At 59.6% G+C, this 18,525-nt stretch carries 15 protein-coding genes; 7 read left to right on the forward strand and 8 right to left on the reverse strand.

Going from position 1 to position 18,525, the window contains the following annotated elements:
• Positions 1–72 precede the first annotated feature (72 nt).
• Complete coding sequence (locus ACP4QI_RS07645; protein ID WP_142488980.1) at positions 73–987, reverse strand: LysR family transcriptional regulator; 915 nt, start codon at positions 985–987, stop codon at positions 73–75.
• Positions 988–1,094: 107 nt separating this feature from the next.
• On the opposite strand from ACP4QI_RS07645, the gene ACP4QI_RS07650 reads away from it, so the two are divergent.
• From ACP4QI_RS07650 to ampC, 3 genes are all read left to right on the forward strand, one after another.
• Positions 1,095–1,760: a DsbA family oxidoreductase gene (locus tag ACP4QI_RS07650; protein ID WP_426494922.1), complete on the forward strand. Its 666-nt coding sequence runs from the start codon at positions 1,095–1,097 to the stop codon at positions 1,758–1,760.
• Entirely contained in the window at positions 1,750–2,898 is a 1,149-nt protein-coding gene (locus ACP4QI_RS07655; protein ID WP_426494921.1) for an FAD binding domain-containing protein, read from the forward strand. Before ACP4QI_RS07650 ends, ACP4QI_RS07655 begins: the two co-directional genes overlap by 11 nt.
• A 113-nt stretch (positions 2,899–3,011) precedes the next feature.
• Entirely contained in the window at positions 3,012–4,154 is a 1,143-nt protein-coding gene (gene ampC / locus ACP4QI_RS07660; RefSeq protein ID WP_426494920.1) for a CMY2/MIR/ACT/EC family class C beta-lactamase, read from the forward strand.
• Between the two features lie 28 nt (positions 4,155–4,182).
• Here the strand turns inward: ampC and ttrR are convergent, their stop codons facing one another.
• Together ttrR and ttrS are read right to left on the reverse strand one after the other, a co-directional pair.
• On the reverse strand, positions 4,183–4,764 hold the full coding sequence (gene ttrR, locus ACP4QI_RS07665) for a tetrathionate respiration response regulator TtrR (RefSeq protein WP_426494919.1): 582 nt from the start codon (positions 4,762–4,764) through the stop codon (positions 4,183–4,185).
• Positions 4,764–6,500 carry a tetrathionate respiration histidine kinase TtrS gene (gene ttrS, locus ACP4QI_RS07670; RefSeq protein ID WP_156263374.1) on the reverse strand — a complete coding sequence of 579 codons (1,737 nt, stop codon included), beginning with the start codon at positions 6,498–6,500 and terminating at the stop codon, positions 4,764–4,766. The genes ttrR and ttrS overlap by 1 nt, the downstream gene beginning before the upstream one ends.
• 164 nt (positions 6,501–6,664) lie before the next feature.
• Between ttrS and ttrB the strand changes: the two genes are divergently transcribed.
• Genes ttrB through ttrA form a run of 3 tightly spaced genes read left to right on the forward strand, consistent with a single transcriptional unit; the run spans position 6,665 to position 11,457 of the window.
• On the forward strand, positions 6,665–7,411 hold the full coding sequence (ttrB, locus tag ACP4QI_RS07675; protein ID WP_142488986.1) for a tetrathionate reductase subunit TtrB: 747 nt from the start codon (positions 6,665–6,667) through the stop codon (positions 7,409–7,411).
• Complete coding sequence (gene ttrC, locus ACP4QI_RS07680) at positions 7,401–8,396, forward strand: tetrathionate reductase subunit TtrC (RefSeq protein WP_426494918.1); 996 nt, start codon at positions 7,401–7,403, stop codon at positions 8,394–8,396. Before ttrB ends, ttrC begins: the two co-directional genes overlap by 11 nt.
• A complete protein-coding gene (ttrA, locus tag ACP4QI_RS07685) occupies positions 8,389–11,457 on the forward strand; it encodes a tetrathionate reductase subunit TtrA (RefSeq protein ID WP_426494917.1) in 3,069 nt (1,022 codons plus the stop codon). Before ttrC ends, ttrA begins: the two co-directional genes overlap by 8 nt.
• Before the next feature lie 131 nt (positions 11,458–11,588).
• On the opposite strand, the gene ACP4QI_RS07690 is transcribed toward ttrA, so the two are convergent.
• The 3 genes from ACP4QI_RS07690 to ACP4QI_RS07700 all read right to left on the reverse strand — a co-directional run bounded on the left by ACP4QI_RS07690 (position 11,589) and on the right by ACP4QI_RS07700 (position 14,166).
• Positions 11,589–12,962 carry a M24 family metallopeptidase gene (locus tag ACP4QI_RS07690; protein ID WP_426494916.1) on the reverse strand — a complete coding sequence of 458 codons (1,374 nt, stop codon included), beginning with the start codon at positions 12,960–12,962 and terminating at the stop codon, positions 11,589–11,591.
• A 27-nt stretch (positions 12,963–12,989) separates the two neighbouring features.
• A complete protein-coding gene (locus ACP4QI_RS07695; protein WP_231312697.1) occupies positions 12,990–13,226 on the reverse strand; it encodes a DUF1272 domain-containing protein in 237 nt (78 codons plus the stop codon).
• A 145-nt stretch (positions 13,227–13,371) separates the two neighbouring features.
• Positions 13,372–14,166, reverse strand: a complete 795-nt coding sequence (locus tag ACP4QI_RS07700; protein ID WP_426494915.1) for an SDR family NAD(P)-dependent oxidoreductase — start codon at positions 14,164–14,166, stop codon at positions 13,372–13,374.
• Positions 14,167–14,429: 263 nt separating this feature from the next.
• Here ACP4QI_RS07700 and ACP4QI_RS07705 point away from each other — a divergent pair, with 263 nt between their 5' ends.
• Positions 14,430–15,812 (forward strand): glycoside hydrolase family 28 protein, encoded by a 1,383-nt coding sequence (locus tag ACP4QI_RS07705; protein WP_156263380.1) that lies wholly within the window; start codon positions 14,430–14,432, stop codon positions 15,810–15,812.
• Positions 15,813–16,045: 233 nt separating this feature from the next.
• Here the strand turns inward: ACP4QI_RS07705 and ACP4QI_RS07710 are convergent, their stop codons facing one another.
• Both ACP4QI_RS07710 and ACP4QI_RS07715 read right to left on the reverse strand, forming a co-directional pair.
• A complete protein-coding gene (locus tag ACP4QI_RS07710; protein WP_231312694.1) occupies positions 16,046–17,038 on the reverse strand; it encodes a hypothetical protein in 993 nt (330 codons plus the stop codon).
• Between the two features lie 428 nt (positions 17,039–17,466).
• Positions 17,467–18,351 (reverse strand): SDR family oxidoreductase, encoded by an 885-nt coding sequence (locus ACP4QI_RS07715; RefSeq protein WP_142488994.1) that lies wholly within the window; start codon positions 18,349–18,351, stop codon positions 17,467–17,469.
• Positions 18,352–18,525 lie beyond the last annotated feature (174 nt).

Raw genomic sequence — 18,525 nt, forward strand, 5'->3', positions numbered from 1 at the left:
CAGCCAGCGATAACAGAACATGACGTTTACGCAAAAGTACGTTGCGTCAGACGCAACGCTGTTGAATTTGCACTATTCACTTTCCGTCTCCGGGGAAAGATGCGCCATCAGAAAATCGACAAACACCTTCACTTTTTTGGTGTTCCTGCGGGTGGGATGGTAGATGGCATAAATCGCGGAATCATCCTCACCGTCGTTCACTTCTGCGCGCCATTGCGGCAGTAACCCGATCAGCTTCCCCTCCTGGATATCCTTGCCGATCAGCCAGTCAGGCAGCAGCGCGATGCCATAGCCACTTAACACCGCTTCGCGCAGGATTTCTGAGTTGTTGCACTTCAGCGTGCCTTTCACATCGATAGCGACCTGGCTTTCCCCGTTGAAATACCACTTCGTTTTGCCGGACGAATAGGAAAAGATCAGGCAGTTATGGTTTTTAAGATCCGCAGGTACGTCAGGATAACCCTGCGCTTGCAGGTAGTCCGGGCTGGCGCAAACGCACCGACGCTGGGAAAGCAGCTTGCGTGCGATCAGATTGGGGGAGTCGACCTTGCCCAGTCGGACAGTCAAGTCCAGCCGCTTTTCCACCAAATCGACGACCTCATCGGTAAAGGTCAGATCAAGGGAGATCAACGGATAGCGGCGAGAGAAGGGGGCCAGCAGCGGGGCGATATGCAGCCTGGAAAACGAGACCGGCAGGCTGATCCTTAACACCCCCCGGGGTTCCCCCGTCTGGTCCCGCACCTCCTGATTGGCGTACTCCAGGTCGTTGAGGATCCTGACCGCGTGCTCGAAGTAAACATGCCCGGCCGCCGTCAGCACCACGCTGCGGGTCGATCGGGTTAGCAGCTGGGTGCCGAGCACCTTTTCCAGGCCGTCAATCTGTCGGGTGACCGAAGACGTTGCCAGGGCTAACTTTCTGCCGGCGGGTGCAAAGCCACCCTCTTCGACTACCGTAATAAAGGCTTCAAGCGATGCCAGCATATCCATTTTTCTCTCCCCGCATCGTTGCGCCTTGCGCAACTCTGTAAGCTGTTTTAACCATATTATCACCTTTAAGTAACAGTGTTAGCCTTCTCCGCAGTGAGAGGTGAAACATGAAAGTATCCATCAAGATTACGTCAGATTTTATTTGTCCCTGGTGCCGGATTGCGGATGCCCGGCTGGAAAAGGTACTGCAATCGTTGCCCGAAGACGTCGGGGTCGAGGTCGACTGGCTACCCATTGAGCTTAACCCCGGTATGCCGCTGGAGGGCATGGAGCGTGTCGCCTATCGCCGCGCTAAATTCGGGAGCTGGGAATATTCGCATCAGCTGGATGAGCACACCGTTGAGAAGGGGAAAACGGACGATGTCGCCTTTAACTACCCGGCCATTCAGCGCGTTCCTAACACCTTTGCGGCGCATCGGCTGACGCTTTTTGCCCCTGCCGGAAAGGCCCGATCCCTGCTGGTTAAGCGCCTGTTTCAGGCATACTTCGAGGAGGGAAGAGATATTGGCGACCTTGATGTCCTGGCGGAGGTGGCCGGCGAATGCGGGATAGACAAAGAGGCCGCGCGCATTTATCTGCTCAGTACCGCGGGAGAGGCGGAGGTGATCCAGCTGGAAGACCTGGCGCGGCAGGGCGATATTAGCAGCGTTCCCACCCTTGATATTGCCGGTATCAGGCTGACGGGCGCCGTTCCGGTGGATCAGCTCCGCTATTACATCATGGATGCTTATCGCGACCTGATTAAACGAGAGGGAGCCCGATATGATCGGTGAAATGCACCCCAGAAAACGGGCCCTGATTATCGGTGGCTCGTTAGGGGGATTATTTGCAGGGAATATGCTGCAGCAGGCGGGCTGGGACGTCGATATTTTCGAACGCTCGGCCCGGGATCTCGACAGCAGAGGCGGCGGCATTGTGCTCCAGCCCGAAGTGGTGGCGTTAATCCGCCGCAGTGGTATCGAACGCGACTGGGACACTCTGGGCGTGCGCTCAGCGCAGAGAGTGGTGTATCGCCCGGACGGCTCGGTGGAGCAGCGGCAGTATGCCCCCCAGGTGCAAACCTCGTGGTCACTGATCTATTCGCTGATGCGCTCGACGATCCGCGATATTCATTATCATAAAAACCATGTGCTTACGGATGTAGCGTTTCCTGACAACCAGCACGTCACCGCCATCTTTGAAGGCGGCGCAAAGGAGACTGGGGATCTGCTGATCGGTGCTGACGGCAACGGTTCTTTTGTGCGCAAACTGCTGTGGAACGACACGCCCGAATACGCCGGGTATATCGCATGGCGCGGGCTGGTTGCCGAAAACGACATGCCTGAGCTGGCCAGACAGCAGCTTCACGGCGATTTTGCCTTCGCCAGCAACGCGGGCTCGCACATTCTGGGCTATCTGGTGCCGGGGGCGGATAACGATTTACGGCCAGGCCACCGTTTTTACAACTGGGTCTGGTACCGGGTCGTCGGTGATGCGCAGCGGGAAGCGATCATGACGGGAACCGACGGTGTTGCGCGAAGCTATTCCGTGCCGGAAGGGCTGCTGGCCGCACGCTGGAAAGCGCATCTGATGGACGAAGCACAGCGGCTACTCCCGCCCGGCTTCCGCGAAATTGTACAGGCGACAAAGGAGCCCTTTGCCCAGGCGATACGCGATCTCGCCGTCGATAAGATGGTGAAGGGTAGGGTGATTTTACTGGGTGACGCCGCCTCTGTTCCCCGGCCCCATACCGCGGCGAGCACCTCCAAAGCGGCCGCCAACGCCTTGGCCTTAGGCGATGCCCTGCAAGCCTGGCCGGATGACACGGATAAGGCCCTGGCTGAGTGGGAAAGGGAACAAATTTTTCGCGGCAAGTATTTACGCGAAATGGGGATGAAGATAGGGGATCGACTGCTTTTCGGCCGGGCATAATCGGGAACCATCAAGCATCACCCCAGGGGGCCGTGCAGGCTCTCTGGCCCGTTTTACATTCCTCCGTCAGATCTGCAAAATAGCCCCCTCACTTTTCGATAAAGATCATCCCGATGAAGAAATCATTGCTCTGTGCGCTCCTTTTCTGCCTGTCCGGTTCCGCGTTGGCCACTACGCCGGAGGCGGCGCAGGTCGCGCAGGTGGTTAACCCCACCATCACGGCGCTGATGAAGGCGCAGGCGATCCCGGGTATGGCGGTGGCGGTGATTTATCAGGGCAAACCCTACTACTTCACCTGGGGGCAGGCGGATGTCGCCGGGAACAAGCCCGTCACCCGCCAGACGCTGTTTGAACTCGGCTCGGTAAGCAAAACTTTTACCGGGGTGTTGGGCGGCGATGCGGTAGCGCGCGGGGAGATTGCGCTCAGCGATCCTGCCAGCAAGTACTGGTCTGCGTTATCGGGCAAGCAGTGGGAAGGGATCACGCTTCTGCATCTGGCGACCTATACCGCGGGTGGCCTGCCGCTACAGGTACCGGACCGCGTCACTGATACCGCATCGCTGGAAAAATACTACCAGGCCTGGCAGCCGGAATGGGCTCCGGGGACCAGGCGCCAGTATGCCAATGCCAGTATTGGCCTGTTTGGCGCCCTGGCGGTGAAACCTTCGAAAATGAATTTTGAGCAGGCGCTCACCCATCGGGTGCTGAAACCGCTAAATCTCTCCCATACGTGGATCGCTATTCCGGAAAATGAGCGGGCGAACTATGCCTGGGGCTACCGGGACGGCAAGGCGGTGCACGTCTCGCCGGGCATGCTCGATGCAGAAGCCTACGGGGTGAAAACCTCCATTGTGGATATGGCGGGCTGGCTACAGGCCAACCTCCGGCCGGATGGCATTCAGAATGCGTCCCTGAAAAAAGGGGTGGCGATCGCCCAGTCACGCTACTGGCAGGTGGGGGAGATGTATCAGGGGCTGGGCTGGGAGATGCTGAACTGGCCGGTGACATCCCAAACGCTGGAGGCCGGGGCGGATAACAAGTACGCCCTGGCGGCGCGGGATGCCGTGGCCATCACCCCGGCGCAGCCGCCGGTAAAGGCCTCATGGGTGCATAAAACCGGGGCGACCGGCGGGTTTGGCAGCTACATCGCCTTTATCCCGGAGAAGGATCTCGGGATTGTGATGCTGGCGAATAAAAATTACCCCAATCCGGAGCGGGTGAAGGCGGCGTATCACATTCTCGACGCGTTGCAGTAATGACGAAGGCCTGCTTCGGCAGGCTTTTTTATGCGCCTGAACGGTTAATCTGCAACACCAGCTCCGCCATGCTTTTCGCGTCCATCTTCTCCATCACCCGCGCCCGGTGAACCTCCACCGTGCGGAGCGCGATATGCATCTTCAGCGCAATATCTTTATTCATCAGGCCGGCGGCGACCCAGTGTGCCACCTCTTTCTCTTTTGGCGTCAGCGTGGCGTAGCGCAGCCTGAGTTCGTTGGTCTGCGTCAGGCGCGCCGAGTGGGCGTAACCTCTCTCAATGGCCGCCGTCAGGGCCCCGGCGGCGACGGGTTTCTGTAAAAAATCGACCGCGCCAGACTGGATCTCCTGGACGGCCATCGGTACGTCGCCGTGCCCGGTGAGAAAGATCACCGCCAGGGTGCTGTTGACCTCGCGCATGGCCTGAAAAAGCGCATGCCCGTCCATCTCCGGCATCCGCATATCCAGCAGCGCGACGCCGGTCGTCCCGAGCGGGGCTTCGCGCAGAAACTGCTCACTCCGGTTCCAGCACTGGACGCTGTGGCCCAGGCTCTCCAGTAAATAGCAACAGGCGCTGGTGACCGCCTCGTCGTCGTCAACTAAATGAATCATTACGCTTTTCCGTTGTGTTCGCCGATCGCAAAGGTAAGGGTCACGCGCGTCCCGTCGCTCCCGTCCGGCGCACGGTGGTTGTTTACGCTGATGTCGCCATTAACGCCACGCAGCAGCCGCTGGCAGATAACCAGCCCCAGGCCCATGCCCGTTTTTTTACCGGAATGGAAGGGGCGAAACAGCTCAGCGAGCTGTTCCGCAGGGACGCCGCCGGCATCATCCTGCAGGGTTATCCGGTGCTGCTGCTCATCGCGATCCAGGTCAATCCACAGGTTGCTGGCACCCGCCTGAACCGCGTTCAAAATGATATTTGCCAGCACCTGCTCCAGCACCACCGGCGGCAAAAAGAGCATAACGGTTTGGTGGCGGGTCAGATGTACGGCAAGGCCGGGCGCGGCCTTCTCCAGCTGCAGGAGGGTCAGTACCTGCCTGAGGGTCCCGGCAACATCGCAGGGGGTCACACTTTCCGTCGCCTGTTCACTCTGTCGCGCCGGGTTGGCCCACTCCCGCAGGTGGCGGATGATCAACCCGCAGCGTTCGGCCTGCGATTCAATATTGACCAGCGCCTTTTCGACCGCGGCACGGTTTTCAGCCGCGGACAGATGGTTCAGCCCGCCCTGGGCGTACATGCGGATGGCCGCCAGCGGCTGGTTGAGCTCGTGGGCAAAACCGGAGGCCATCTCCCCCAGAATGCTCATCTGTCGGGCCTGCTCCAGGGTCTGCTGCTGGGCGAGCAGCTGGCTGTTTGCCTGCTCCAGCGCCCTGCCACGGCGATTCACCAGCACCATCACCCAGCCATAGTTGGCGATAAACAGCACCACCAGCAGTAAACACAGCCCGATAGCCAGCCGGTGCTGGCGCATCCAGTCGATCACCGTCTGCCCGATCCGCTGCTGCTCCGGGTGGCGGTTGAGTTCCCGCAGCAGGGCTTCGGTATCGCTGGTGGAGGTCGGAGCCCCCCAGCGGGGCGAACTCAGCAGGGCCCGGGTCACCGCGTCCGCCACCCGGTCGTCCACGCCGGGCAGCGCGGCAAACGACCAGTCAGGGTAGAGCGGGGTGCTGGTCAGGCAGTGAAAGGCGACGTTTTTTTGCAGCAGCACGCGAAACTGGCTTTTGTCGATCAGCCCCTCGCTGTCCATGCTCTCGAGTAAACAGACCGGCACGATGGCGGCCTGAATAGCGTCTTCACGCAGCAGATAGAGCAGGGCATCGGCCGGAAAACCGACAAAGCGCACCTTGCTGTCATCCACCTGTAACCCGGCATCACGCAGCGCCCGGTAGCCCAGCAGATAGCCGCCAAAGGCCTGCGCATCCACCGCTCCCAGCGTTCTTCCGGCCAGATCCTGTGGGCGGGTGATGCTGCTGGTGCTGCGCACCAGTATGGCGCTGCCGGTGGTCATGCTCTCCACGGCGGATCCCTGCCCGGAGCGCAGCGATGACAGCCAGCGCAGATGGTAGTGGCTGTTGAGCTGGACAAACTGCCCCGGGTTGGTCAGCACAAACTGGATGGTGCCCTGGTTTACCGCCTCGCGCATGCCGTTGAGATCCAGCGGCAGCAGGCGGAAGTGGGCATCGGGCACGGCGTGATTAAGCGAGTCGACCAGCGGCTGCCAGTGGGTGCGGGTGGCGGTTTCACCGCGTAAGGCCAGGATGCCGATGGTCCAGTCGGCTGCCAGCAGCGGGGAGGTGAGGCCGGTAACGATCAGGAACAAAAGGATTTTTACGCTGCGCTCCATGCAATACCTGCCCCTTTCTTTTGCGTTAGATCAAGCCCATCGGGTTTATGTGGTTAACCACAATAGTGAGCGACCCGGCCAGATTTTTAGACTGTAAATAACCACATTTGGTCAGGTAATACCATCCCTGATCGTTTTCTTACGCGCACTGAGTGGAGGGCAACATGGACATCAGTAAGCGCCAGTTTTTACAGAAAATGGGCGTTGTCACGGCCGGCGCGGCGCTGGTTCCGCTGGCAGAGGCAGAGATCGCGTTCGGCCCTGAGCGGCATGGCGGTTCCGACCAGCATCGCTACGCCATGCTTATCGATCTGCGCCGCTGCATCGGCTGCCAGTCCTGTACGGTAAGCTGCGCCATTGAGAACCAGACGCCGCAAGGGGCGTTCCGCACCACCGTCAGTCAGTATCAGGTCCGGCTTGCCGATAGCGACGAGGTGACCAACGTGCTGCTGCCCCGGCTGTGCAATCATTGCGATAACCCCCCCTGCGTGCCGGTGTGCCCTGTGCAGGCCACCTTCCAGCGCAAGGACGGCATTGTGGTGATCGACAACACCCGCTGCGTGGGCTGCGCCTACTGCGTGCAGGCCTGCCCGTATGATGCCCGCTTTATCAACCATACCACCCAGACGGCGGATAAATGCACCTTCTGCGCGCACCGCCTCGAAGCCGGGCTGCTGCCGGCCTGTGTGGAATCCTGCGTGGGAGGCGCCCGGATCGTCGGCGACCTGAAAGATCCCCGCAGCACCCTGAGCCGGATGCTGGCGACGCACCGGGACGAAATCAAGGTGCTGAAGCCGGAAAACAACACCCGACCGCAGGTCTTCTATCTCGGCCTGGATGAGGCCTTTGTCTCTCCGCTGCAGGGCCGCGCCCGACCCGCACTCTGGCAGGAGGTGGAATATGATCATTGATGAGATGCTGGCTCAACCCCAGGCCATCACCTGGCTGCCCTGGGCCGTGCAGTACTTTTTCTTTATCGGGATTGCCTCCTGCGCCGTCCTGCTGGCCTGCGCGGCCCGCTGGCTGCGACACCGGCACAGCGAGCGGTTTGAGCGGGTGTGCCTGTTCATCGCGCTGACCTGCGGGATCACCGCCCCGCTGGCGCTGACCGCCGACCTGCACCAGACCGCGCGCTTCTGGCACTTTTACGCCTGGCCGACCCCCTGGTCATGGATGCCCTGGGGCGCGCTCTTTTTACCGCTGTTCACTCTGCTGCTGGGGCTGTGGTTCTTACTGTTTCACCTGCGCAAGGGCAATACCCGGCTGCTGCGCGGGCTGGCGCTGGCGGCGGCGCTGACCGCCATCGGGTTGCTGCTCTATACCGGGCGGGAAGTCTCCGTGGTGCGCGCCAGGCCGGTGTGGTTCAGCTACTGGCTCCCGGTGGCGATGTTCTTCAGTGCCATGAGCGCGCTGCTGGCGCTGCTCGGTCTTGTGATGCGCGACCTCGCCCGGCGGCTGGCGCAGGGGCAGGTTGTGGCCCTCGTCCTGCTCGGGGCGGTGATGCTGGCGTGGTCTCTCGGCGATACCCTGTCGGGGGAAGCGCTGCGCCAGCAGTGGCAGCTCGGCGGTGACATCCGCCTTTACCTGCTTACCCTGATGCTGCTGTGGGCGGCGGCGCTGACAGTCTCGTTGTATGCCAGTCGGTATCAGCCCCCGTTCTTTATCATCCTCGCAAGCGCGCTGCTGGTGGCGATCCTCTGCTGGACGCTGCGCTGGGCGGTGCTGATGGGGGGGCAAATTATCCCGAAATACAACGCCCTGAAAAATGACTACTCCCTGCCGATGGGCACCGACGGCCTGCTGGCGATTATCGGCACTTTCGGCCTGTGGCTGGCCCTGATGATTATCCTCGGGGAGTGCGTGACCTGGCTTTCAAGGAGATATCAGCATGCCTAAATTATCCCGCCGTCAATGGCTGAAAATCGGCGTGGCCGCCGGGGGTTTTGCCGCGTTCGGTCTGAGCTATCGCGATGTTGCACAACGGGCCCTCGAGGGGCTGGTCAACGGCACCTCCGGCAAGGTGACCCGCGACCGGATCCACGGCAACTCGCTCCCGCCGGAAGGCAGCGTCCATAACGGCTGGCAAAACACGCCCGGCCAGGCGGTCTCCATGACCCAGTGCTTTGGCTGCTGGACGCTGTGCGGCATCCGGGTGCGGGTCGACAAGCAGGCGAACCAGGTGCTGCGCATCGCCGGTAACCCCTGGCATCCGCTCTCCCATGAGAAACCGTTCCCCGGCAGCATGCCGTTTGCCGGAGCGATGTCCCGCCTTGCCGGAGAAAGCGGGCTCGGGTCCCGCTCCACCGCCTGCGCGCGCGGTGCCACCCTGCTGGAAAGCCTGACCAGCCCCCTGCGGCTCCTCACCCCGATGAAGCGCGCGGGCAAACGCGGCGAGGGCAAATGGCAACGCATCAGTTTTGAGCAGCTGATCGAAGAGGTGGTGGAGGGCGGTAACCTGTTCGGCGAGGGGCACGTGGACGGGCTGCGCGCCATTCGCGATCTCACCACCCCGGTGGATGCCCGCCATCCCGCCTGGGGGCCGAAGGCCAATCAGCTGCTGGTAACCAACACCAGCGATGAGGGGCGGGACGGTTTCCTGCGCCGTTTTGCCCTCAACAGCTTCGGTTCGAAGAACTTTGGTGCCCACGGGGCCTACTGCGGCCTGGCCTACCGCGCCGGGTCCGGGGCGCTGATGGGCGATCTGGATAAAAACCCGCACGCCAAACCGGACTGGGAAAACGTCGAGTTTGCCCTGTTTATGGGCACCTCGCCGGCCCAGTCGGGTAACCCCTTCAAGCGTCAGGCCCGCCAGCTTGCCAGCGCCCGGCTGCGGAAATTCAATTACGTGGTGGTCTCGCCGGCCCTGCCGCTGACCACGGTGCTGGCCGACGATCGCGGCCACTGGCTGGCGGTTAAGCCCGGTTCGGACTCGGCGCTGGCGATGGCGATGATCCGCTGGATCATCGATAACGAGCGCTATACCGCAGAGTATCTGACGCTCACCAGCCGCGAGGCGATGGCGCGTGCCGGGGAGAAGAGCTGGAGTAACGCCACCTGGCTGGTCATTACCGATGAAGCGCACCCTCTGGCGGGCCAGCATTTACACCTTTCCCATCTGAACGGCGGCGACGGGCAGGAGGATGAGGCGCTGGTGGTGAACGAGGCGGGCGAGCTGGTGCCCGTCAGCCAGTGCGATCGCGGCGCGCTTTACGTGACGCAGCAGGTCACCCTGCACGACAGCACCCTGGTGACGGTGAAAAGCAGTTTTCAGTGTCTGAAAGAGTCGGCCCACCGCTTCAGCCTGGCGCAGTACAGCCAGCAGTGCGGGGTGGCGGTGGATCAGATCGTCGCCCTGGCCACGACCTTTACAGGCTACGGGCGCAAGGCGGCGGTAGTGACCCACGGCGGCATGATGTCCGGGAACGGGTTCTACAACGCCTGGGCGGTAATGATGCTCAACGTGCTGCTGGGGAACATGAGCCTCAGCGGCGGGGTGTTTGTCGGCGGCGGGAAATTCAACGGCGAGGTGAACGGGCCCTGCTACAACCTGGAGCAGTTCCCCGGCAAGGTGGCGCCCAAAGGGCTCAATATTGCCCGCAGCAAAGCCGACTACGCCCAATCGGAGGAGTATCAGGCGAAGATCGCCGCAGGCCAGTCGCCGTGGCCTGCCCGTGCCCCCTGGTATCCCTTTGTCGCCGGGCAGCTGACCGAGCTGCTGCCCTCCGCGCTGGAGGGTTACCCCTATCCACTGAAGGCGTGGATCTCCAACATGACCAACCCGCTGTACGGCGTCCCGGGGCTGCGGGGGGTGATTGAGGAGCGCCTGGCGGATCCGCAGCGCCTGCCTCTGTTTATCGCCATCGATGCTTTCATGAATGAGACCACCGCCCTGGCGGACTATATCGTGCCGGATACGCATAATTTCGAAAGCTGGGGATTCAGCGCCCCGTGGGGCGGCGTGGCGAGTAAAACCACCACCGCGCGCTGGCCGGTGGTGGCCGCCGCGACGGCGAAAACCGCCGGGGGCGAGCCGGTTTCCATGGAGGCCTTCTGCATTGCGGTGGCCACACGAATGCAGCTCCCGGGGTTTGGCGACAACGCCATCCCGGATGCGCAGGGGGAGATGCACCCGCTACACCGCGCGGAGGATTACTACCTGCGCGCCGCCGCCAATATCGCCTTTGCCGGGCAGAAACCGCTGCCCGGAGCCAACGAGCAGGACATCCTGTTATCCGGCGTGGATCGCATCTTCCCGGCCATCAAACAGACCCTAACGGCCCGGGAGGCGCTACCGGTGGCGTTTCTCTACAGCCGGGGAGGGCGGTTTGCGCCGGATGCCTCGGGCCGATCAGGGGAGACGGTGGGAACCGAATGGGCTAAACCGCTGCATATCTGGAACCCGCAGGTCGCGGCATACAAACACGCCATCACCGGCGAGCGCTTCAGCGGCTGCCCGACCTGGTATCCGGCCCGCCTGTCTGATGGCCGGGCGCTGGAGGCGGTCTACCCGCCAGCGGAGTGGCCGATGCAGCTGATGTCGTTTAAATCAAATGTGATGAGCAGCTCAAGCACCGTCGTGGAACGGCTGCACCACGTTAAGCCGACGGGGCTGGTGGCGATCCACCCGCAGGATGGCGCGCGGTTTGGCCTGCAGCACGGCGATCTCGCCCGAATACGGACGCCGGGCGGCAGCGTGGAGGCGCAGGTGAGTTTACTCTCCGGGGTGATGCCGGGGGTGATTGCCATGGAGCATGGTTACGGGCACAAAGAGATGGGGGCGCGGCAACACTGGCTGGATGGTGAGCCGATGGCGCAGCGAAGCCAGATTGCTTCTGGGGTGAATCTCAACGATCTCGGTTTTGCCGATCCCACCCGTAAGGTGCCCGGTCCGTGGCTGGAGTGGGTGACGGGCTCCTCGGTGCGCCAGGGGTTACCGGCCAGGATAGAGAAAGTGTGATCCGGTACGGTAAGTGAAGGGCCGACTACAGGGGCGGTCTTTTCCCCCTCATCCTTAAAGGAGAGGGGGGGAGGCAGGTTATTTCTTAATACTTTATCTGGTCTATGCAAACGGCAGCACCAGCCTTCGCCTCAGCAGGTAAACGCCTTCTCCTTCGCCAGCAGGAACGGGCGCAAATAGGCCACGGTATTCGACAGCGGGATCGCCTCATCCGCGAGATTGATCTTCAGCACGTCGCGAATATAGGTCCGGCGGGTCACAATCCGCGCCCATACCTCCGGATAGATCGTCTGGATTTTGCGTTGCAGCGCCGGGTCAGCCAGCGCGATGCTCTCCTCGGCGCTCACCCCGGTGTAGCCCGGTACGGAGGGGATAATGTCGATCTGCAGGATCATCCCGCTTTTCAGCGTCTCGGTGGAGTGAGGATAAATGGGGGAGGACATCCACTCTTCATCGGCGCTGAGATGCCCGGGATTGAGGTGCCAGCCATACTGCGTTTTGTTGAGTACCTTTTCGATATGGGCGTACATCTCGCCGCCCGGCATCCCGATGCGGATAGTCTCAAGCCAGCTGGCGACCGCCGCAAAATAGGGCTTCGCCACCCGATCGAGATAATCTTTCTGCGCTTCAGGCAGCTCGCTCTCGTCGGCAATCACAAACCCGGTCCGGCTCGATAGCCCGCCTTTAAAGCCGGTGGTCATCGACAGCGGCTGGCCGCGCTCCAGCTTTTTATACGTGGGGTAAAAATTCGCTTTCTCAAAACGCTGCCCGGCGGCGGCAATGGTCACCACCGTCTGATACTGGCCTTCCGCCGCGAGCAACGCCCCCAGCTCGGTTTCGCGGATCCCCGGCTCCACCGCGTTCATGGCATTCAGCATGCAGCCTGAGGCCAGATTAGCGCCATATTCGTAATGGGCGATTTCGTTCTCGTTGTTGGTCACCCGGGCACCGTTATCGCCGCCGATAAACAGGTGCGCGGCATTCTCCAGCTGCGCGTCGGTGCTGTTTTTGAGCGCCTCGACAATAAAGTACGGCAGATCGAAGAGGTGTTTATTATCGGCCCCGGTAGCGGTAAACATTTTCCAGCCCACAAGACCCATTTTGCCGAGCCGGTGAAGGCCGATGTCGCTGAACAGCGTCTCCAGCGAGGTCTCATTGTCCATCGGCTGATTGGGCAGCGAGAAATACGGACAGTGCTTCAGGGTGACCGGGAGCCGCGAATGCTGCGCCATCTTCAGGTTCTCATTGCCCAGAATTGCCGTAGCAGCGCCCGACTTATCAAGGATCAGCAGCCCCTCCTCGAAGCGGGGTACAAACCCGGTCAGATACTCGAAGTTACCCCCGTGCTCCTTGTCGGCATAAATCACGAGGGCGTCATAGCCCGCCTCGTTCATGCGGGTCAGCACCTTATTTTTACGCTCAAGCAGGGTGGCATCGGTGAGCAATACCGGGGCCACCCCGGTGAACAGGCGCGGTGCCGGGATGGTCTGCAACTGGATCATCATTTACCTCATCGTCAGAAAGCTGGAGAGTCAGGCCCTTTTTTGCGCGTGGACCCGCAGGGTGGAAGCTGGCGAATTCACCAGCTTATTTGCCGGCCGCACCGGGCGGCGCACCAGTTCCCCCTGGCAGTTGGGACAGCGATGGTTGAGATGGGTTTCGGCGCAGGCGGCGCAGAAGGTGCATTCGAAGGAGCAGATTCTGGCGTCCCGGGCGTCAGGGGGCAGGTCACAGTCACACCATTCACAGTTCGGGCGAAGTTCGAGCATGGGGTTCTTCCTTATCAGCAGGCTGCGTCTGCCTCACTATGCCAGAGAGACCCTAACCCCGCGACAGCTGTGTCGCAGGGTTGAGATCAGCGTCCACGCTGACCGCCTGGATGAACGAGTACGTGACCCGCTTAAGCAGTAACCCTCAGCGGGGCAGATAGCGCAGTGCCGGTTCCCCGGTGCGGGCGCTGGCAAACAGCGCCAGCCGCGCCTCTTCGTAGCGCGCCCACAGGGTTTCGTCGTGCATCGGCGGAATGGTGATCAACTCCCCCTGATCCAGCCCCGCCAGCGCTGCGTCCACCATATTGTCGGTAGTCATCACCGATCCGGCGGGCAGATCGTCAGCAGTGATGCCGGACAGCCCCCAGATTTCGGTGGCGGTGGCTGCCGGTAATACCGCCTGGATCCGCACCTGGCTGTCGGCAAACTCCTCCTGCAACCCGCGCGTAAAATTCAGCACCCAGGCTTTGGTGGCGCTGTAGAGCGCGCTGCCCGCCCGGGCATGAATCGACAGCACCGAGGCGATGTTAATCAGGGTGCCGCGGTTGTTCTGCGCCAGCCGCGGCAGCAGGGCATAGGTGAGGCGCATCAGGGCGGTAGTGTTGAGCATGTTGATCGCCTGATGCTGCACCACATCTCCCGCGAGGAAGGGGGCCATCTGCGCGGTGCCGGCATTGTTGATCAGGGTATCGATAGCGGTATTGCTGCGCAGGATCTCCTCCACGGCACGGATCCCGGTTTCATCGGTAAGATCCGCCGTCAGGGTGGTAACCTTCACCCTGTAGCGCTGCTCCAGCTGTTCCGCCAGCGCCAGCAGGCGCGCTTCCCGGCGGGCCACCAGCACCAGATCGTAACCGCGGGCGGCGAGACGGTCGGCGTAGACCGCGCCAATCCCGGAAGATGCACCTGTAATCAAAGCCGTAGAACGTTGCGTACTCATTGTGATACCTCGGAATGCGTTAATTGGTTTCAATATAAAACTAAATAAAGCCTGCGCTATATGGTTTTATAATGCAACCAATTGCAGAAGGTTTTTTTATCTTTGCGAAGGGAAAAGGGCGGGAAAGTTGTGTCATTTGCCCAAAAAATCAGCGTTATTTTCAGGCAAAATAACGACATGCAGCAAAGCGTGATCGTCACACTCACAGAAAAGAAACAGCGGTGCTAATTTTACAAAACAACAAACCATAAAAGGATGACGTTATGATCTCCCGCACTTTACCTCTGTGGGCTGCCGCCGCTGTGGCGAGCCTGATACCGCTTCACGCCGTCCAGGCCGCGAGTTCCGTTAAGTTTCCCGATAAAGTCTGTAAGGTCACCGACTACGGCGCGGAGGGCCATCGATTACAGATTGCTCTCAACACCGGGGCTATTCAAAAAGCGATTGACGACTGCGCTGCCGCAGGCGGCGGAACCGTGCTGGTACCCAAAGGCAATTTTTTGACCAACCCGCTCTTTCTGCGCAATAACATCCAGCTGAAGCTGGAGAAAGATGCCACCCTGGTGGCGTCAACCGAAGTTGCGGCTTATCGTGCCGATGAAAAATCAAAATATGCCGAAGCGGAAAACGGCTGGCTGCCGTTTATCAGCATTGCGGATGCGCAAAATGTCGCTATCGTCGGCGAAGGCACTATCGACGGTCAGGGCGCCGTGTGGTGGGAGCGCTGGCGGGAAAACATCCGCGCGACAGGTAAGAAGGGCGGGACCGATCGGCCACGGCTGATTTATATTACGCGCTCGAACAACGTGCTTATCGATGGGGTCACACTGACCCATTCGCCGAGCTTCCACGTGGTGACGCGCTATGCGCACGATGTCGATATTAACGGGACGCGCATTCTCTCCCCCTGGCATGCGCCAAATACCGACGCCATCGATCCTATCGACAGCCAGAACATTCGTATCACCAATAACTACATTGACTGCAACGACGATCACATCGCCATCAAAGCGGAAAAAGCGGACCCACGCTTCCCGGATGGCGTGGTGGATAATATCTATATTGCCAATAACACCCTGAAGCAGGGACGCGGGATCTCCATCGGCAGCGAGAGTGCGGGTGGGGTGAATAACGTGCTGGTGGAAAACAACACCTTCGAGGGGTCGATGTACGGCATCCGCATCAAAAGCCCGCGCGGTAAGGGGGGCGAGGTGAAAAACATCGTTTACCGCAATACCAAAATGCACAACGTCGAAGTGCCCCTGGTCTTCTCCGCCTACTATAAAGCCGCGCCTATTGTTGAGGCAGAGGTTGACAAGCTGCTGCAGGCGGGCGGTTTTACCCTCGGGGAGCAGATCTATCCGCCGGACAGCGATCCGAAACAGCCCTTCGACAAACACACCACCCCGCACTTCAGTAACATCACCGTGGAGAACTTAACGTCTACCGGTGACAGCAAGGCGGCAGCCTATATTATTGGCACCCCGGAAGCCCCACTCAGCGGTTTCCATTTCACCAACGTCAATATTGAAGCCGCTCAGGGGCTGCGCATTCGCAATGCCGAACTGGAGACAAAAGGACTCAGCCTGAAGGTGAAAGAGGGGCCGACGATCCGCCAGGATGCGGGCGCTATCGTCCGCGAATAACCTGAAAGCCAGGACAACTGCGGCGGGATCTGCGCAACGCCCCCTCCTGAGGGAGGGGGAGCAACCCACGCAGAAAACATAAATGCCCTTCCGGGCATTTATGTTTTAACTGGATGTATCCTGTCAGATACCGATTAGTGCCAGAACAGCGCAATCAGAATAATGATTGGGATCGGGACGCCTAAAAAGAACAGTAGTAATGAGCGCATGTAAACCTCCTGCTTAATTAAGTATTAAAGATCGCGTTGACGGCCACCGAAGGTCGCACACAGGCTGGCGACAAAAGCACCCGCCAACAGAGAAATAAATGTCCAGAGCATGAGATAGCTTGTCGTTTTACGTGCGGTATCAGCCGCCTGTTGAGCTTTCTCTTTCGTCTCTTTTAATTTCGCCTGGGCTTTGTCGTACGTGGTTTGTACCCGCTGTTCAGCCTCTTGCTGACTGATACCGGTACGTTGAGCAATCAGCTGCGCGACATACTGACGATCTTCCTGAGGTAACTGGCCGGTGGTGATACTGTTGGTAAAAATACCGGTCACTTCATTCAGCTGAGCAGGGGTGAGCTCCTGCTGAGGCGCGGAGGGCGCCGGTGTAGCGGGAGCCGCTGCTGGCGCATCCGGGGTTACTGACGTATCAGGTGTCGCAGCCGGGGCACCCGGACGGAACATCGAATTAACGAAATACGCCATTGGGGAACCGGAACCTTCAGATGATGCGTTCGCCATACCCGCCGCGCCGCCTACCGTGGCTGCGGCAGCCCCGCCTGCTACGGAACCCACGACTTTCGCGCTTCCTCCCACAATGGAGCTCACGGTGGAGGTTAACAGCATTGCCGAGACCAGCGCAGCCACCGCCCAGGCCAAAAATCCATGCGCAGTATCGCGGAAGTAAATTTCATTGGTATGGGTAGAAACCCATTTGGTGCGCAGTCGCCCGGCTAAATAACCTCCCATACCGGACGCCACGATCTGCGTGAACGTCAGCCAACCTATTGCCGCAATACCAACCGTACCGGCTTCGAGCCCCTCGTTTTCCCATGGCGAGACGGAAGTCAGGCCTAGCCCGGCGCCCAGCATCAGCAGGATCAACGACAAGGAAGCCGCTGCCGCCGCGCCAGCAAAGATGGCGCCCCATGATACGGCACTACTGCTGCTCGCGTCAGGCAGGGGCAGACGCGGATCAACATACTGAGTGTTAGCAGTGGAATGATCGTGAATGTGAGTCATAGCTGTTGTCCTTTAAATAATCTTATGCCGGAACGCAGGTCTGTTATGCGTTCAGTACCAGGAACTGATTGAAAAAACAGGAATCATTAACAACTTCAACATTGAAACGCTTTCAGGACCGATCGATACAACTTATAACGAGACCATCGCTAAAAGTTTAAGAAAATAAAACAGCTGAAAATTGAATATAGAAATCTAATCAATGATCTTAGGATAGTTGATAATTTTGCACCGGGCACGTTTTGATCCAAAGAAATAAGCGTACCGGCAGCGGTGATGCTTGAGTCAAGAATTTCCCGCACACTCTACGCGCCTGCAATAATATTCAGGACGGGGTGTCATGCTCATTAAAAATCCGTTACCGCTTAAGGTAACGGATTTTATAATATTCCTTACTGTTCATCAGGCGCACCGGATTTAATAAACCGCTATGCGACGCCGGTACCACCGTCGGAGCACCAGACCTGTCCTGAGGCATAAGAGCAACTTTCGGACGCCAGCAGAACATACAGAGGGGCAATTTCAACCGGCTGGCCTGGTCTGCCCAGCGGGGTATCAGCACCAAACTGCTGCACCTTCTCCTGAGGCTGTCCGCCGCTGGATTGCAGTGGCGTCCAGTATGGGCCCGGGGCCACGGCATTCACCCGAATGCCTTTCGGACCCAGCTGTTTTGCCAGGGATTTCGTGAACGCCACGTTGCAGGCTTTGGTCTGGGCATAATCCAGCAGAATTTCGCTGGGCTTGAAGGCCTGAACCGAGGAGGTGTTAATGATCGCCGCGCCTTCCGTCAGGTGACGCAGCGCGGCGCGCGTGATCCAGAAGGGGGCATACACGTTGGTTTTGAAGGTGGCGTCGAAAGCAGCTGTCGTCAGCTCTTCAATGGACTCGCAATACTGCTGTCGTCCGGCATTGTTAACCAAAATATCGAGGCCGCCCAGTTCACTCACTGCCCGTTCAACCAGGGTATCGCAAAACGACTCTACCCGAATATCACCGGGGATAGCGACGGCTTTACGCCCTTCAGCCTGAATAAGCGCGATAACGGCCGCAGCATCAGTTTCTTCTTCCGGTAAATAACCAATGGCCACATCGGCACCTTCGCGGGCATAAGCGATTGCGACGGCGCGTCCAATACCGGAGTCACCACCGGTAATAAGCGCTTTTTTACCTGCAAGTTTCCCGGACCCGATATAACTTGTCTCGCCGTGATCGGGAATTGGCTTCATTTCTGATGCCAGTCCGGGCATTTGTTGTGGCTGCTCCACAAAGGGTGGACGTGGGTAGTGTTTTGAAGTGGTGTTTCCTGATGTCATCCCGGCCTCCTTAGTTATTGAATATAAATAATAGCCATTGTGACAAGAGACACATTTCCGGACGGCATAATTCGGACTATTCTTCTTTTGGATATATTTTTGCTTTTTCTCTCTTTATGACATACCCAAAAATAAGCGACGTCATCAGGCGGTAAAACCGCGTGTAAAGCCTGT

It is taken from the genome of Leclercia sp. TB492 (genome assembly GCF_049974505.2).
Taxonomy (GTDB): Bacteria; Pseudomonadota; Gammaproteobacteria; order Enterobacterales; family Enterobacteriaceae; genus Enterobacter; species Enterobacter adecarboxylatus_C.

Coding starts and splice junctions, on each gene's coding strand:
- ttrB (WP_142488986.1), top strand. CDS start 6,665: ATGGACATCAGTAAGCGCCAGTTTTTACAGAAAATGGGCGTTGTCACG.
- ACP4QI_RS07690 (WP_426494916.1), bottom strand. CDS start 12,962: ATGATGATCCAGTTGCAGACCATCCCGGCACCGCGCCTGTTCACCGGG.
- ampC (WP_426494920.1), top strand. CDS start 3,012: ATGAAGAAATCATTGCTCTGTGCGCTCCTTTTCTGCCTGTCCGGTTCC.
- ACP4QI_RS07655 (WP_426494921.1), top strand. CDS start 1,750: ATGATCGGTGAAATGCACCCCAGAAAACGGGCCCTGATTATCGGTGGC.
- ACP4QI_RS07695 (WP_231312697.1), bottom strand. CDS start 13,226: ATGCTCGAACTTCGCCCGAACTGTGAATGGTGTGACTGTGACCTGCCC.
- ACP4QI_RS07705 (WP_156263380.1), top strand. CDS start 14,430: ATGATCTCCCGCACTTTACCTCTGTGGGCTGCCGCCGCTGTGGCGAGC.
- ACP4QI_RS07645 (WP_142488980.1), bottom strand. CDS start 987: ATGGATATGCTGGCATCGCTTGAAGCCTTTATTACGGTAGTCGAAGAG.
- ACP4QI_RS07715 (WP_142488994.1), bottom strand. CDS start 18,351: ATGACATCAGGAAACACCACTTCAAAACACTACCCACGTCCACCCTTT.
- ttrR (WP_426494919.1), bottom strand. CDS start 4,764: ATGATTCATTTAGTTGACGACGACGAGGCGGTCACCAGCGCCTGTTGC.
- ttrS (WP_156263374.1), bottom strand. CDS start 6,500: ATGGAGCGCAGCGTAAAAATCCTTTTGTTCCTGATCGTTACCGGCCTC.
- ACP4QI_RS07700 (WP_426494915.1), bottom strand. CDS start 14,166: ATGAGTACGCAACGTTCTACGGCTTTGATTACAGGTGCATCTTCCGGG.
- ACP4QI_RS07650 (WP_426494922.1), top strand. CDS start 1,095: ATGAAAGTATCCATCAAGATTACGTCAGATTTTATTTGTCCCTGGTGC.
- ACP4QI_RS07710 (WP_231312694.1), bottom strand. CDS start 17,038: ATGACTCACATTCACGATCATTCCACTGCTAACACTCAGTATGTTGAT.
- ttrC (WP_426494918.1), top strand. CDS start 7,401: ATGATCATTGATGAGATGCTGGCTCAACCCCAGGCCATCACCTGGCTG.
- ttrA (WP_426494917.1), top strand. CDS start 8,389: ATGCCTAAATTATCCCGCCGTCAATGGCTGAAAATCGGCGTGGCCGCC.